General features: G+C 45.6%; 19 protein-coding genes and 2 tRNA genes. 6 read left to right on the top strand and 15 right to left on the bottom strand.

Annotated features, from left to right (window positions below):
• Window positions 1-3: 3 nt before the first annotated feature.
• The gene (dnaX, locus tag B5G11_RS15490; RefSeq protein ID WP_087168806.1) at window positions 4-1,584 is read right to left on the bottom strand and encodes a DNA polymerase III subunit gamma/tau; all 1,581 of its coding nucleotides are present in this window, start codon (window positions 1,582-1,584) and stop codon (window positions 4-6) included.
• A 42-nt stretch (window positions 1,585-1,626) separates the two neighbouring features.
• Window positions 1,627-2,709 carry an ATP-dependent 6-phosphofructokinase gene (locus B5G11_RS15485; RefSeq protein WP_087255464.1) on the bottom strand — a complete coding sequence of 361 codons (1,083 nt, stop codon included), beginning with the start codon at window positions 2,707-2,709 and terminating at the stop codon, window positions 1,627-1,629.
• Window positions 2,710-2,925: 216 nt separating this feature from the next.
• Here B5G11_RS15485 and B5G11_RS15480 point away from each other — a divergent pair, with 216 nt between their 5' ends.
• Window positions 2,926-3,789, top strand: coding sequence for a methionyl aminopeptidase (locus tag B5G11_RS15480; protein WP_087168807.1), 864 nt, complete (start codon window positions 2,926-2,928; stop codon window positions 3,787-3,789).
• 79 nt (window positions 3,790-3,868) lie between these two features.
• Here the strand turns inward: B5G11_RS15480 and B5G11_RS15475 are convergent.
• The 5 genes from B5G11_RS15475 to B5G11_RS16410 all read right to left on the bottom strand — a co-directional run bounded on the left by B5G11_RS15475 (window position 3,869) and on the right by B5G11_RS16410 (window position 5,283).
• Window positions 3,869-3,939, bottom strand: a tRNA-Gly gene (locus B5G11_RS15475).
• 3 nt (window positions 3,940-3,942) lie between these two features.
• Window positions 3,943-4,015, bottom strand: a tRNA-Phe gene (locus B5G11_RS15470).
• A gap of 130 nt (window positions 4,016-4,145) precedes the next feature.
• A complete protein-coding gene (locus tag B5G11_RS15465; RefSeq protein ID WP_087168808.1) occupies window positions 4,146-4,469 on the bottom strand; it encodes a hypothetical protein in 324 nt (107 codons plus the stop codon).
• A 243-nt stretch (window positions 4,470-4,712) separates the two neighbouring features.
• Window positions 4,713-5,150, bottom strand: coding sequence for a hypothetical protein (locus tag B5G11_RS15460; RefSeq protein WP_087255440.1), 438 nt, complete (start codon window positions 5,148-5,150; stop codon window positions 4,713-4,715).
• Window positions 5,128-5,283 carry a hypothetical protein gene (locus tag B5G11_RS16410; protein ID WP_158099306.1) on the bottom strand — a complete coding sequence of 52 codons (156 nt, stop codon included), beginning with the start codon at window positions 5,281-5,283 and terminating at the stop codon, window positions 5,128-5,130. The genes B5G11_RS15460 and B5G11_RS16410 overlap by 23 nt, the downstream gene beginning before the upstream one ends.
• Window positions 5,284-5,386: 103 nt before the next feature.
• On the opposite strand from B5G11_RS16410, the gene B5G11_RS15455 reads away from it, so the two are divergent.
• The 5 genes from B5G11_RS15455 to B5G11_RS15435 all read left to right on the top strand — a co-directional run bounded on the left by B5G11_RS15455 (window position 5,387) and on the right by B5G11_RS15435 (window position 9,127).
• Window positions 5,387-6,292 (top strand): GTP pyrophosphokinase, encoded by a 906-nt coding sequence (locus B5G11_RS15455; protein WP_242959084.1) that lies wholly within the window; start codon window positions 5,387-5,389, stop codon window positions 6,290-6,292.
• 13 nt (window positions 6,293-6,305) lie between these two features.
• Complete coding sequence (locus tag B5G11_RS15450) at window positions 6,306-6,533, top strand: hypothetical protein (RefSeq protein ID WP_087168811.1); 228 nt, start codon at window positions 6,306-6,308, stop codon at window positions 6,531-6,533.
• Window positions 6,526-7,059, top strand: coding sequence for a hypothetical protein (locus B5G11_RS15445; protein ID WP_087168812.1), 534 nt, complete (start codon window positions 6,526-6,528; stop codon window positions 7,057-7,059). The genes B5G11_RS15450 and B5G11_RS15445 overlap by 8 nt, the downstream gene beginning before the upstream one ends.
• 378 nt (window positions 7,060-7,437) lie before the next feature.
• Entirely contained in the window at window positions 7,438-7,869 is a 432-nt protein-coding gene (locus tag B5G11_RS15440; protein WP_087255437.1) for an RNHCP domain-containing protein, read from the top strand.
• Window positions 7,870-8,023: 154 nt separating this feature from the next.
• Entirely contained in the window at window positions 8,024-9,127 is a 1,104-nt protein-coding gene (locus tag B5G11_RS15435; RefSeq protein ID WP_087255434.1) for a glycerol dehydrogenase, read from the top strand.
• A 138-nt stretch (window positions 9,128-9,265) separates the two neighbouring features.
• Here the strand turns inward: B5G11_RS15435 and B5G11_RS15430 are convergent, their stop codons facing one another.
• The 8 genes from B5G11_RS15430 to B5G11_RS15395 all read right to left on the bottom strand — a co-directional run bounded on the left by B5G11_RS15430 (window position 9,266) and on the right by B5G11_RS15395 (window position 13,809).
• Window positions 9,266-10,180, bottom strand: a complete 915-nt coding sequence (locus B5G11_RS15430) for an AraC family transcriptional regulator (protein ID WP_158099305.1) — start codon at window positions 10,178-10,180, stop codon at window positions 9,266-9,268.
• A 94-nt stretch (window positions 10,181-10,274) separates the two neighbouring features.
• Window positions 10,275-11,027, bottom strand: a complete 753-nt coding sequence (locus tag B5G11_RS15425; protein WP_087255428.1) for a hypothetical protein — start codon at window positions 11,025-11,027, stop codon at window positions 10,275-10,277.
• Window positions 11,011-11,493 (bottom strand): RNA polymerase sigma factor, encoded by a 483-nt coding sequence (locus B5G11_RS15420; RefSeq protein WP_087168817.1) that lies wholly within the window; start codon window positions 11,491-11,493, stop codon window positions 11,011-11,013. Before B5G11_RS15420 ends, B5G11_RS15425 begins: the two co-directional genes overlap by 17 nt.
• A gap of 6 nt (window positions 11,494-11,499) precedes the next feature.
• The gene (locus B5G11_RS15415) at window positions 11,500-11,805 is read right to left on the bottom strand and encodes a hypothetical protein (RefSeq protein WP_087255425.1); all 306 of its coding nucleotides are present in this window, start codon (window positions 11,803-11,805) and stop codon (window positions 11,500-11,502) included.
• Between the two features lie 63 nt (window positions 11,806-11,868).
• Window positions 11,869-12,399 (bottom strand): flavodoxin domain-containing protein, encoded by a 531-nt coding sequence (locus B5G11_RS15410; protein WP_087255423.1) that lies wholly within the window; start codon window positions 12,397-12,399, stop codon window positions 11,869-11,871.
• Between the two features lie 19 nt (window positions 12,400-12,418).
• Window positions 12,419-13,003 carry a TetR/AcrR family transcriptional regulator gene (locus B5G11_RS15405; RefSeq protein WP_087255419.1) on the bottom strand — a complete coding sequence of 195 codons (585 nt, stop codon included), beginning with the start codon at window positions 13,001-13,003 and terminating at the stop codon, window positions 12,419-12,421.
• 166 nt (window positions 13,004-13,169) lie between these two features.
• Window positions 13,170-13,544: a hypothetical protein gene (locus B5G11_RS15400; protein ID WP_087168821.1), complete on the bottom strand. Its 375-nt coding sequence runs from the start codon at window positions 13,542-13,544 to the stop codon at window positions 13,170-13,172.
• A 1-nt stretch (window position 13,545) separates the two neighbouring features.
• Entirely contained in the window at window positions 13,546-13,809 is a 264-nt protein-coding gene (locus B5G11_RS15395) for a hypothetical protein (protein ID WP_087255416.1), read from the bottom strand.
• Between the last annotated feature and the right edge of the window lie 235 nt (window positions 13,810-14,044).

The raw sequence follows: 14,044 nt of genomic DNA, 5'->3' as shown, positions 1-14,044 counted from the left end.
CTCCTAATCTTCCACTGTGATATCCATATGGATCAGCTGTTCCAGATCTATATAGCTGTCCTCAAATCTGCGGCCCTGCTCGACCTTCCCGACCTCGATTTCGACTTTCTTTCCGGTCCTTTCTACGATCAGATCCTGAATCTCCTTCTTATGGTCTTCGGTCCCGACAACGCCTGCCGCCAGATCATCCGGAAGGATAATCTGAAGCTGGCCTGCATTTCCAACACTGAGCCTTGCCTGTCTGAGATAAACTTTGAGCATTCCGGATGCATCATTTGCTATCATTCTGAAATTTTTTACTACTTCCTTTACATCCTCCGGAAGCGCCTTCGGAACCTCCCTCGGCTGTACCGGCATCTCTCCCGGCATTTCCTGTGCCGTCGGGCCATCCGCCGCCCTGTATCCCTGAGGAGGTGCCTGCGCCACAAGACCCTTCTCCACCTTTTCCTCCAGTGCGCGGATCCGCTCCAGAATCGTATCCTGGCGCGTCTCCATCTGCGGAACGCAGATCCGGATCAATGCCACTTCCAGAAGGACTCTCTTCTGTGTAGCGTACTTCAGCTGATTGCTCAGATCTGAAAAAATCCTGATATAACGCATCAAAGCGTCATTTTCTATCATCTGTGCTTCTTCTTTTAACTGTGCCAGATTTTCTGTTGAAACGTCAAGCACATCCTCCATATTATCAGAACTCTTTGCCAATAGCAAGTTTCTTAAATACCATGTGAAATCCGTGGTAAGCTGGGCAAGCTCTTTTCCCTCCATCACAAGATCGTTTACCGTCTGAAGCACGCCTTTGACATCCCGGTCAATCATTCTGCGCAGCAGGGCACTGTATACATCCGTGTCCACCGCTCCCAGAACACTGAGCACCTTATCGTAGGTAAGCTTCTCTCCGATATGAAAGGCAATGCACTGGTCCAGAAGACTCAGTGCATCCCTCATGGAACCGTCCGCCGCTTTCGCAATGTAGCGGATGGCCCGCTCCTCTACTTCCACCTCTTCTTTTTTCATCAGTTCATTCAGACGTGCTGCAATCGTATCAATCGTAATTCTTCTGAAATCATATCTCTGGCACCTTGACAGGATAGTGATCGGAATCTTGTGAACCTCGGTCGTCGCCAGAATAAAGATCACATATTCCGGCGGCTCCTCCAGCGTCTTTAAAAGCGCGTTGAACGCCCCGATGGAAAGCATATGGACCTCGTCGATGATGTAGACTTTATACCTGCCCTGAGCCGGCCGGTACTCGACTTCCTCCCGGATGCTCCGGATATTGTCAACACCATTGTTGGATGCCGCATCGATCTCCACTACGTTCATGTAAGTTCCCGCCGCGATATTTCTGCACATATCGCACTCTCCGCACGGGCTTCCGTCTACCGGATGCTCACAGTTGACCGCTCTTGCAAAGATCTTTGCCACCGTTGTCTTTCCCGTCCCTCTTGTCCCGCAGAACAGATAGGCATGTCCGATTCTTCCTGACTTGATCTGGTTTTTTAATGTAGTTACAATATGGTCCTGCCCCTTTACGTCTTCAAATTCTGCTGGTCGGAACTTCCTGTATAAGGCAGTATAAGACATAATTCATTCTCCTTGTCTGATTTTTCCTGATTCTTCCTCAATCTATTTGTCGCCAAAGCTGATTCCGATTGTACGTGCTTCTCTGATGATCTTCGCTTTCGGATCTACTGTCTTAAGCTTTCCGGCAACCTCTTTGAGCGGAACTTTACATGTCTCGCCCTCCTTGATGGCAACCATATAGCCGTACTCATGACGCAGAATCATCTCTGCCGCAGCCGCGCCAAGCCTTGTCGCAAGAACTCTGTCATACGGGCACGGGGATCCTCCTCTTTGTGTATGCCCCGGAACCGTAATACGGACTTCCTTGTCGCACTTGCTCTCGATCTTCTCTGCCAGTTCATAGGCAACGGACGGATATTTTGCTTTTTTCTTTTCCTGAAGTTCTTTTAATTTCTTCTTCGGAAGCTCAGCCTCCTCCTTGGCAATCGCTCCTTCAGCGACAGCAATGATCGTAAAGCGTTTTCCTGCCGCTGAACGCTTTTTGATATATTCTGCGATCACATTCAGATCATACGGAATCTCAGGAAGCAGAATAATGTCCGCTCCTCCGGCAATCCCTGCATGCAGCGTGACCCATCCTACTTTATGCCCCATTACTTCTATGATAAATACGCGGCTGTGGGATGTGGCTGTTGTATGAATCCGGTCAATCGTATCTGTCGCGATATCCACCGCACTCTGGAAACCAAACGTCATATCCGTACCCCAGAGATCATTGTCGATCGTCTTTGGCAGCGTAATTACATTTAATCCTTCTTCCCTCAACAGATTGGCTGTCTTATGAGTCCCATTTCCGCCAAGGATGACAAGGCAGTCCAGATTCAGTTTATGGTAGGTGTGCTTCATCGCCTCTACCTTGTCCACTCCGTCCTCACCGATTACTCTCATCTGTTTGAACGGCTGTCTGGAAGTACCAAGGATTGTACCTCCGCGTGTCAGAATACCGGAGAAATCCTTCTCGGTCATCATATCAAAAGTAGAATAAATCAATCCTTTATAGCCATCTCTGAATCCGTAAATTTCCACATCTTTTACTTTGGCAAAAATCCCCTTTGCCACACCTCTCATTGCGGCATTGAGTGCCTGGCAGTCACCGCCGCTTGTCAGCATCCCGATTCTCAGCATATGCCCACGTCCTTTCTTTTCATACATTATAACTGTTCCGCCATACATCTGACCTCGTAAAACAGCATGGCCCGACAGTTCCCACATGTTTTTATTATATCTTATTTTTAGGGTGCTAACAACTGCGAAATGCGATATAATAGGAAAAGAGAGGCATATGCCCCCTCGGATTTTGAGAGATTTCACAAATTCAGAAAGACAAAGGAGATAGAGAATATGGAACGAAATGAACCTTGCTGGTGCGGAAGCGGCAAAAAATATAAGAAGTGTCATATGGCGATGGATGAAAAAATCGCTCTTCATGCCGAAAAGGGCGAAATCGTACCGGACCACTCCATGATCAAGACTCCGGAACAGATCGAAAAAATCCGGATCAGCGCCGACTTGAACACCGCTGTCCTCGATCATGTGGCCGCCCACATTCATGCGGGTATGAGCACGGCCGAAATAGATAAGCTCGTCTATGACTTCACAACAGAGCACGGCGGCATCCCTGCCCCGCTTGATTACCAGGGATTCCCAAAGAGTGTCTGCACTTCCATCAACAATGAAATCTGCCACGGAATTCCGGATGAATCCATCATCCTGCAGGAGGGCGATATTGTCAACGTGGACGTTTCCACCATTCTGGACGGATATTTTTCCGATGCTTCCAGAATGTTCTGCATCGGGGAAGTCAGCGAGCGTGCCAGACGTCTCGTACGTGTCACTGAAGAATGTGTGGAGCTCGGACTGAAAGAGGCAAAACCCTGGAATCATCTCGGCGATATCGCAGACGCTATCAACAGCCATGCGAAAGCAAACGGGTACTCCGTTGTGGAAGACATCGGAGGCCACGGCATCGGCCTGGAGTTCCACGAAGAGCCATGGGTCAGCTATGTCACACCAAAGGGAAGCGAGATGCTTCTCGTTCCTGGCATGATGTTTACCATCGAGCCGATGATCAACGAAGGAAGTCCGGATTTTTTTATCGATGAAGACAACGGATGGACTGTCTACACGGAAGACGACGGACTCTCTGCACAGATCGAATACATGGTGCTTATTACAGAAGACGGCGCCGAGGTACTGACGAAATAGCAATGTTCCGGGCAAAGAAAAGGCCGCCGCATCATCTTTACTTGATGATACGGCGGCCTTGCTTTTGAGCAATAAAAAAAGCGGGTGATGGGAATCGAACCCACGTATCCAGCTTGGAAGGCTGGTGTTCTACCATTGAACTACACCCGCGTATGCCCAAAGCCGGAATCGAACCAGCGACACGAGGATTTTCAGTCCTCTGCTCTACCAACTGAGCTATCTGGGCATTTGTCTTGTGCGCTTGGCACATGGACTATTATATGGGTTCCTCTTAGATTTGTCAACACTTTTTTTCAATTTTTCCAATTTATTTTTCGGAATTTTTTCTAATATATCTATTATATGTTCAATTTATCTTATCTAGTGTCATACTCTCCCACATAAATCATCCCATGCCGGTACACCATCCAGGTATCCATTACATCACCCTGCTCCCTGTCGTACGGTGCATCCACAAGTACATAACCGATCTGCCCGTCTTCCAGCTCATGAGGATACCCTTCTGTCGTGATCGATAACGTCAATGCCGCAATCGGATGGCCCGATCTGAGAATTGCAAACCGCGCAGCCCCCTGCGGAAGCATCAGCACGTACATTGCACCAATAATTACAACGAGGGCTATGATCGACAGCCAGAATTTTTTTGTCTTTATCGTACGTATCTTTTTCCTTCTTTTCATCTTCTACACCGTCATTTACAACTTCCCCCTTCTCTAATATTATAACAAAACAGGTCAGAGAGTCCTGAATTTTTTCTTAAAGATTCATTACATCTTGGGTAAAATTTCTGTTGTTTCAGATAAAATGCTTAATAGAATTGTTGCTTAGATGATATTACCTTGTATCCAAATGATAGTTATGATGTGCAGGCCGAAGCCTTGTTGCTTATCGGCCCGCAAAGATCAGTTATTTTTCAACCAAAGTTATGCAATTTCAGAAAGTCTGGATTTTGTTTTTTCAAGTTCACTTTCAAGGCGATTAACCCGAAGCTTAAGAATTTCTTTTTCATTATCAATTTTAACCGCCTCATCCAACTTTCTGCTCAAGTCGAGATGTCCTTCCGCAATAATCTGGATATTCCTGTTCGTCTCATTTTCCAAAGTCAGTTGAACATCTTTAACTATTTTCTCTACACCGGCTACACTTCTTTTGATGTCATTCAGCTCTTGGTTTACTCCGCCGACTTCACTTCTGACATCATTCAGTTCCTGCTTCACTCCATTTACTTCGCCTTTGACACCATCCAGTTCCTTTCTAACGCCGCCAAGTTCTTCTTCAACACATTTGAGCCTATATTCGATTGGATGAAATGTTTTTTCTATAATTCCACTGATTTGTTCAAAATCTTTTGGTTCTAACATATCTCTTTTCCTCCTCTCTCCCTGCCCATTTTGCTTTTGTTCTCTTATCATGCCATGCCCTTTCCGCATTGTCAAGTGCTCCGGCTGCTTTTCCACAAGGCATGTTTTTCACACACATTTTTTCAACATCCATCCCTTCATTCCGTCCCCGGACGTTGATAATCCGGTTCGAAAATGCTATGATAGGGAGGTACCCTGCCAGCAGGGAATTGAACGGAATCAAAGGATATGATCTTATGTTAAAAAAAGAGTTTCTGGAACGTTTTTCGATCAGCGAAGATGAATTTCGCGAGGCGGGACTTGATTGGGATGATCTGTGCTATATCGCAAAGGACTATGCCAAACGTCTTCCTGAGCTTCAGCGTATCCGGGACGAATTTCTACAGGAATTTATTAAAAATAAGGATCAGAGAACGGGACTTCATTCTTACCGTACCCGTGTGAAGACACCATGGCATCTTGTGGAGAAAATCATCCGGAAGCGCTGCGAAAACTATCTGAAATACCGTACGCTCACAAAAGAGAATTACATGAAGTTTGTCACTGACACGATCGGGTTCCGCGGACTGATCCTGTACCGCGAAGACTGGGTGATCTTCCATAAATATCTGATCCAGCATTTTGAAAACAATCCGGATCTTTATATCCACAACTGTATTTCTGATTATCACGCTGACAAAGACCGGTATATGGCCGAACCGCCAAAAGTGCACATGCGTCTGGGAGATTTCAGTGATATTTATTCCGACTGGATCTCCAGCGACAATATCTTCGACCGGAAGCATTACCGCTCTGTCCACTATATTTTGAAGTATCAGGGTGTATACATGGAAGTGCAGATCCGTACTCTTTTCGAGGAGGGATGGGGAGAGATCGACCATCACATTCTCTATCCTTATAAGAAAAGCGACCCGATGCTCACGGAATTTTCCGAGCTTTTAAACCGGCTTTCCGGAATGGGTGATGAAATGGCCTCTTTCTTTAAAAGGCTCTGTGATGTTTCAAGCGAAAATTTCAAGCCGAAACAGACGATTGTCAACCCAAGGCTGGACTATGAAAAGCCAAAAGAAAAGCTGAACGAAGTTGATCTGAGTTCGATACAGACAGTACAGGATGCCATTGACAGCATCGTAAAAGAATAAAGGAGGGATTCCCATGAATCAGAGACCACTGCCGGGCATTCCCGAGGCGATCAGCCAGTCTGCCGACCGCATGATGGAGCGTATCCAAAGCGGAAAGATCCGCAAACACCTGCTTGGAAGTACCTCTCACGTCCGTTACAGCACCATTGAGGATATCGAGTTGAATTCCTACTGCGATTTTGTAAAATCCAAGCTGTTTTTTGATATTATAAAACTGGAAGGAGCAGATCATCATGAATGATATCGAGACCATCTACACACAGTACGAAGATATCGTGGCCGAATTTTCCGAACAGGTCATCAAGAACCGTTACTCTTCGCTTTATAAAGAATGTATTGTATTTCTGGAAAGCCTTGGCATCCACGACAGCGTCCGGATCGATGAAACCATTCTAACCCATGCAGTCATGGATTATTTTACGGATATTTCACGCATGAAGGAATTTCACCATATGAGGCACATCAGTGAGCGGAAGGTGCTTGCCTATGAAACCTACTGGCTTCTTCGCCGGAAACCTTTTCAGGTAATGAAGACCGACGGCGAAGAGGAGTTCTGGGCTTTCCTCAACGAAAAATTCGCGTTTACACGGATCGCTTCTTTCCTGACACGCGACCAGAAATCCGTGATTCTGGATGAAGCATCCAAAAAAGCATTCCTCAACTTTCTGGATACCCTTTACTATTTTCTAAAATACAGAGACTATGATCCGAAAATGCTGGAGCTCGTCATTATGGGCTTTCAGGCAGGGCAGCTGATCCATTCATAGGGGCTGTCACTGCCTGAAAACGGCGTTTTTTCTTTACAATTCCACTTCCATATGATATGATAAAAAAAATCTTAAAGCAGAAGGGAGAGAAGTGGATGTCGGCGAATCGTAAATAACAGGGCAATAAATTTTGTTTTCATCTGAAAGATGATGAGTTTTTTATTGTACTCTTTTTTACGATTGAAATCGGATCGCACTTCTCAGAAGAAAAGTGTTTTTTGCGCTGTCAGAAAGAGCATGTCCGCATACCGGAGATGCCTGGCGGCCGCATATCGGTACATGAGATAACTCATCTTTCAGGAGTTATCTTTTTTTATTGCCCTGCACAGACAATGGAAAGCAACGAGAAATGTATTTGTGTAAGGGAGATAACTGACAATGAATCGTGAAAACAAAAAGAAAAAATACGAAAAAGGATATTATAAAACCCACCCGTGCAAGGACAGCTTCACCTGTAAGGTGTGCGGACGCCCGGTCGTTTCAGCAGGCGCAGGAACGGACCACCGCAACCACTGCCCGAACTGCCTGTCCAGCCTGCATGTGGACATCGAACCGGGAGACAGGGAATCTGACTGCGGAGGCATCATGGACCCGATCGCAGTCTGGACCCGCAAAAACGGCGAATGGGCCATCATCCACCGCTGCCGCCGCTGCGGAAAGCTTTCATCCAACCGGATTGCCGCCGATGACAATCCAATGAAGCTCATTTCCATCGCCATGAAACCATTGTGTCTGCCACCGTTCCCGCTGGAAAGGATTGAAGAACTGACACTCCTCATGGGTGGAGACGGAACGCTGTCCCGCAAATAGTTTTAATGTGTATAAGTTTTCATTTTTGCACAAATTATTCGTAATTATGCATATTTTTTTCAGAATAATTCATCTTGCTTTTCACATCAGATATTTTATACTGATAGTCAAAGAAATAACAAAGTAAACGCAAGACGAAAGGGAGGTCTTACATATGCTTAGACTTAGAATGATGCGTGCACCTCAAAAATATGTACAGGGAAAAGATTCTCTGCTGCAATTCCACAAGGAAATGACCAGTCTTGGTGATAAGTGGCTGTTTATCTGCTCCAGAAGCGGATATAAGATGGCTCACGACAAGATCGAAAAAAGTTTTGAAGGGACATCCGACGTCCGCCAGTACGAAATCTTCGGCGGAGTTTCAAGTACAGGGGAGATCGAAAAAATGCGGGAAATCGTCAGAGAAAACCATCTGAATGTCGTCGTCGGTGTGGGCGGCGGTTCCGCAATTGACACAGCAAAAGCGACAGCACACTACGAAAAGCTTCCTGTCGTTATTGTACCAACCGTTGTAGCGACAGACGCTCCATGCACCGGTCTTTCTGTTATCTACAATGATGATGAAACATTCAACAGTTATCTGTTCTATCCAAAGAACCCGGAAGCCGTCATTGTAGACAGTGCCATCATCGCTAATGCGCCGGTCAGATTCCTGGTTGCCGGCATGGGCGATGCCCTCGGAACTTATTTTGAAGCACGCGCATGCGAGCGCACAGACGCTCCGAGCCTGGAATCCGGCGGAATTACCCAGTCAGCCATGGCTCTCTGCCGGCTCTGTTATGACACACTGAAAGAATACGGTGCTTCTGCAAAAAAGGCATGCGAATGCCATGTGGTAACTCCGGCACTGGAAGCCATTATCGAAGCCAATGTTTACCTCTCCGGTGTCGGTGCCGACAACGGAGGACTTGCCGTTGCCCACTCTTTCTATAACGGTCTTACCGCACTTGGCGGCCACAGCGCTCCGCATGGAAACTGCGTTGCTTTTGGCACCCTCGTACAGCTTGTTCTGGAACGGGCATCTAAAGAAGAATTCAAGGAAGTACAGAATTTCTGTATGGAAGTCGGCCTTCCTGTTACACTGGAAGAAATCGGTATCACCAAAGACGAAGAGATCCGCATTATCGCCGAGAAATCCTGTGTAGAAGGTGAATCCATCCACAACATGGTAGCGGACGTCACTCCGGATCAGCTCTACGCAGCTATCGTTGCAGCGGACGCTCTTGGAAAAGAGGCACTTGCGGAAAAGGAAAAATAAGTTCGTATCCTACCTTTAAACAGCCGTCCGGCAAGAATGATGCCTCTAGATATTCCCATATTACAAAGCGGCAGGCGTGGTTCATATGAATCGCGCCTGCCGCTGTATTATGCCCATTAAAAGAAACATTCATCATCGTTACAAATTCTCTTCCGCCAGCGTTTTTAGTTCCTCTGCAATCTCATGATTGCCCGTCTTTTCAGCCAACGGAAGAAAAATTTCCATGGTTTCAGCTGCCCGTTTTTTTCTTTGTTCCTCATCGATCCATTCAATCGTCTTCATATTATGAAGACGCTCGGCGAGCCGGAGCAAGGTGACCTGTTCCAAAAGATCTGTCTCCATATCCGCTTCTTCCGCTGCTTTTGCTTCAATCAGATCAGCTGTTTTCTCCGGAAGATATTTCCTTAATTCTTTCATTGTGGCTTCTGTCTTTTTCAATGCATCGCAAAATAATCCTGCGAGAATGGTTTCAGGCTCCGCCTCCATATCCGCAAGTAAAAGCGCAGTGTGGAGCGGGTGTGTAATATATTCATCGCCGGAATACCGCTTCATTCCTTGATAAATCTGGCATGCGTAGAGATAGATCTGCTCCAGATTTCTCACATCTTCTTCCGGATTCAATGTCAAAACCCTCTCTTTTAATTTTTCAAACAGCATTTGTTTTTCAGCATGTTCCTCTGGTCTTCCAGTCATTCCCTCGTTCATATTTTTTCCTCCTAACTGTTTCATACTCATAACCATGGCTCGCAGTAAGGCCGGGCAGTAACCAAACTCTTTTTTGAATGCTTTCGTAAATCCATTGTGAGATTCCCAGCCATATTTTACAGCTGTATCCACAATCTTCGCTCCATTCCGTATATCCCCGGACGCCCTTCGGAGTTTTTCACTTTTTACATATTCCATCACAGAAACTCCAGTCTCCTGCCGGAAGATTCTTGAAAAATGATATTCTGAATATCCAACCGTCCCAGCGATCTTTGCCACTGTCAGCACTTCATCAATATGCTTTTCGATATACTCCTTGCTTTTCCGAATAATGGTTCCTGCTTCCATATACCTCACTCCTATTGTTTCTTCCACGTGGTACATTTAGTATAGGACGCACCAAATAAAATTGCTGTTCCAAATCTGCTGTTTTTTATATTCACTATTCATTTTTATGTCCATGATGGTGATGTTTTCCCTGTCCGCTTCCTCCGGTTCCGGTACTTGTCTGTGTGTCACCATCCGCTTCCAGTTCCCGGATCCTCTCATAAAGTTCTCTCATGGTCATATTGGCCGCTTCCTCCGTCGTTATGTCGGGATCCAGCTCCTTCAATTCCAGATATGCTCTGTATTTGCCATATCCAAGTCCTGCTTCTTCCGCTTCTTGCGCTTCGCTTTCTGTCGCATGGCAGCAGTCGATATTGTGATGTGTCTGTTCCAGTTCTTCCACAAATGCCATCATATCCTGACTCTGCTTGTTTTCTCCTATAACAACCACAGATAAAATTTCATTCTGATTCAAAAGTGCCGCAATCTGCTCATTTTGTAGAATTTCATCCACCGCCTCATCATAATCCATAAATCGGAGGTTTAATTCCCCGGCCAGTCTTTCCCCGTCTTCATTTTTCCCTTCCAGAGAAAGCACTCTACCAAAGCGGTTGACTTCCATTTCCAGCGAAGGATTCACTTCGATCTGAATCGCCGCTGTCGGAAGGAAAAAGCTCCAGTATCCCCCTGCAATCAGAAAAATCACCAGACATGCCGCCACCGGGATCCAGGTACGGTAGGAACGAATTCTCTTTTTCTTGTATCCATCTGTTTTTTCTCTAAGAAACTGTTTTGTGCGTTCTTTCAGCTCTTCGTCTGCGTGAATCTGATCAAACGCTTCTTTTATTCTCTTATCCGTACTCCTCACCTCCAAGCTTTTCCTTTAACAGTGCCCGCGCACGTGTCAGCATCGTGTAAACCGTATTGGTTTTCTTCCCGAGAATTTTCCCGATTTCTTCCGCTGTATATCCCTCATAATAATGCAGATAGACCGCATCTTTATATTTTCCCGGAAGAGACAGCACTGCCTCCAGCACTTCTCTGTGGTCCTGACGGTTCGGAGCCGGCATCTCCAGGAGTGAATCCAGCGAGACCGTCCTGCTCCTGAAAAAGCTTCTGCGCAGATCCTTGCAGGCATTTACTGTCACCCGGATCAGCCAGGCTTTTTCATGTTCTTCATTTTCAAACGGCATGGAACGAAGGACATATTTCAGAAAAACCGTCTGAAATATGTCCTCGGTATCAGCACTATTCTGCAGGTGGATCAGGCAGATTCTTCTGACCATATCCGAATACCTTTCAATCGCCCTGTTTACCTCTCGTTCACTTTGCATACATGTTTACCTGTTTCGTCCTCCCCTGCATCCACTGTTCTGGTGGTGCATATGGTGTCCTTCTGCATTATTGCAGATTTTATTCTGATAATTGTCACAGACACCATCATGATCGGAATCTGTATAACAGGTTCCCGCTCCTGCACAGTCACCTGTATTGTTATGATGGTTCGGACATACCGAGCTGTTTACACAGATCCCATTGTTCCAGCCGGCTGAAGTCTCCTGTCTGTTTCCGGCCTTTACAGCCCCGGATGCAGCCACCGATACTCCGATTACTGCCGCCAGAATTCCTGCTACAATTTTCTTCATCTCAATCCCTCCTTTGTCTTTCATCTCTAATACGATTCAAAGGAGTGTTTCCATTCATTTTTTTCAAATTTTTTTCAAATCTTTTAAAATCGGTTCCAGATAACTTCTGTCTGCCCAGTCACATTGTTTCCCGTCCGCACTCATCAGCGCTTTCATCCACGGCTCGTAGGTGTCCGGATCCTTTTTGGCTACCGTTTTTTTCAACATCCTGCACAGGGTCCGGTCTTTCCATGTCATTTTCTCTTCATCCCACATTCCTCTTCCGTAATAAAGAGGGATGGATGCGAGTTCTCCCTTCAAATTTACCGTTTTTATTTCCTCAAGTGCTTTTTCATCGTACGGAGATGCCCCGACCGCAAACACCATAACCTGTTTTTCTTTCAGTCTGTCAAAGTGTTTCCGCAGAAACGAAATGCCCGCTATGCCGGATGCATAAATGCCTCCGCATAAAATAATTACGTCATACCGGATGACTTCACCGATTTCGGCCTGTTTCACTTCCACCGCCTCAAAGCCTGTCGCCTCTTTGATCCATCCGGCATATTTTCTGGCCGCTCCATATTTTGATTGATACAAGATAATTCCTCTGCCCATAATCATCCCTCACTGAACACTATCCCTGCTGGTTTCCGTTTCTCTTGTTTTCAAGTGTCTCTTTCAGAAAAATCTGATACGCCTTTTCCTGCTGCTCAAAAATTTCCTCTGTCGAAATGCCCGGTGTTGTCATACAGAAGATTGTCCCGATGCCGATCGTATAAATCAACATATGCAGATGAAGCTTCTTTGCTTCTTCCCTGCTGATTTTCAGCCCGTCTGCAATAAATCCGGAGGTCTGGGGATCTGTTTCTTTCTGATACAGTTCATCCAGAGAGGAAACTCCTTCTCTCCGGTGCAGAATGAACAGCTTAAATATATTCGGCTCCTCTTTTGCAAGCTGTACATACGCTCTGCCTGTGCTGGCAAAGAGATCTGACGGGTCAATATGCGCCGCTGCAAATTCCCGCACAAACTCCAACGCCCGGCCTGTCACATCAGCCTTCAGTCCATCCATATTTCTACAGTAACTGTAGATCGGCTGCACAGAGCAGCCGATCTTTTCCGCAATATTCTTGACCAGTACATGCTCCATTCCGTCATTTCTTGCAATTTCAAACGCCGCTTCCACGACCATCTCTTTTGTAATTCTCTGTTTCGGCATCTTTTTCTCCATAAAAAAATAGTTATATAAATTATTTATATAACTATTTTATATTCACTATGTTACTAATGTCAATATCAATCTCTGCTTTTTATCCCAGTATCACGTTTCCCACAAAAACCAGGGTGATGACCGCCACCACAAACAGAGCGTACAGGATTTTTCCTTACTGTTCTTTGAATCCTTTTGTCAGAGGGATCAGACATAACAAAAGAATGATTCCTGCCAGACCAATTGCAATTCCTGCAATCATATTGCTCCATACCATCGTCAGACACATGCCTACGCCAAGCGTCAATGCTCCAATAATTCCAAGCAGAACCGTTCCGATTGTTTTTCCCGACAGATGGATCGGCGCTTTATTTTCCATTTTTCTCCATACCAGCATCATGATCAGAAGCACAAGGGCTCCAATTGTGCCCATTACAACTCCCGGCTGAAACGCATTCCACTCCGGTATCAATGCCATGCACATTCCAAGGGCAAAAAAGATTCCCCCGATAGTTCCCAAAATCATTGCTACAAAACTACTTTTCTTCATGCTATACTCTCTCCTTTTTCTTCATTGCTTTCATCTGCCGTTCTTTCTGTTCTTCTGCAAGTCTGGCTTTCGCCTCTTCAATTGACTCCCCGTCTTTTGTCAGGAACTGATCCACAAAAGAATCCGAGATTTTATTGACCCCTCCGACGGCGCCTTCCTCGATTTTTTTGTAACCGCCGACTACTCCTTCCTCAATCTTTTTGTAGCCGCCGACTACTTTTTCTGCTATTTTTTCATTCGCCTTTACAAGCCTTGATTTTGCCATTATCCTTTCCTCCTTCATTTATCTTCATCTGATGGTATAAGAATACAGCCCGAATATTGGCGAAACATTTCCGTTTTGTTTGCGAAATATTAAAAACCACTATAGTCACCAATAACATAAAAAAGTGTCTTCGACACTTCAGCCCCCTAGCCCCCATTCATGGGGGAATTGGGGGTTTCTTTTTATGTGTTTTTCCTGCATAATAGACTTATGAATATATTACAAACCATTTTTA

The sequence above is a fragment of the Drancourtella sp. An57 genome (assembly GCF_002161525.1).
Lineage (GTDB): Bacteria > Bacillota > Clostridia > Lachnospirales > Lachnospiraceae > Sellimonas > Sellimonas catena.
Note: the sequence above shows the minus strand (reverse complement) of the source record. Positions and strands in the feature narration are given on the sequence as shown.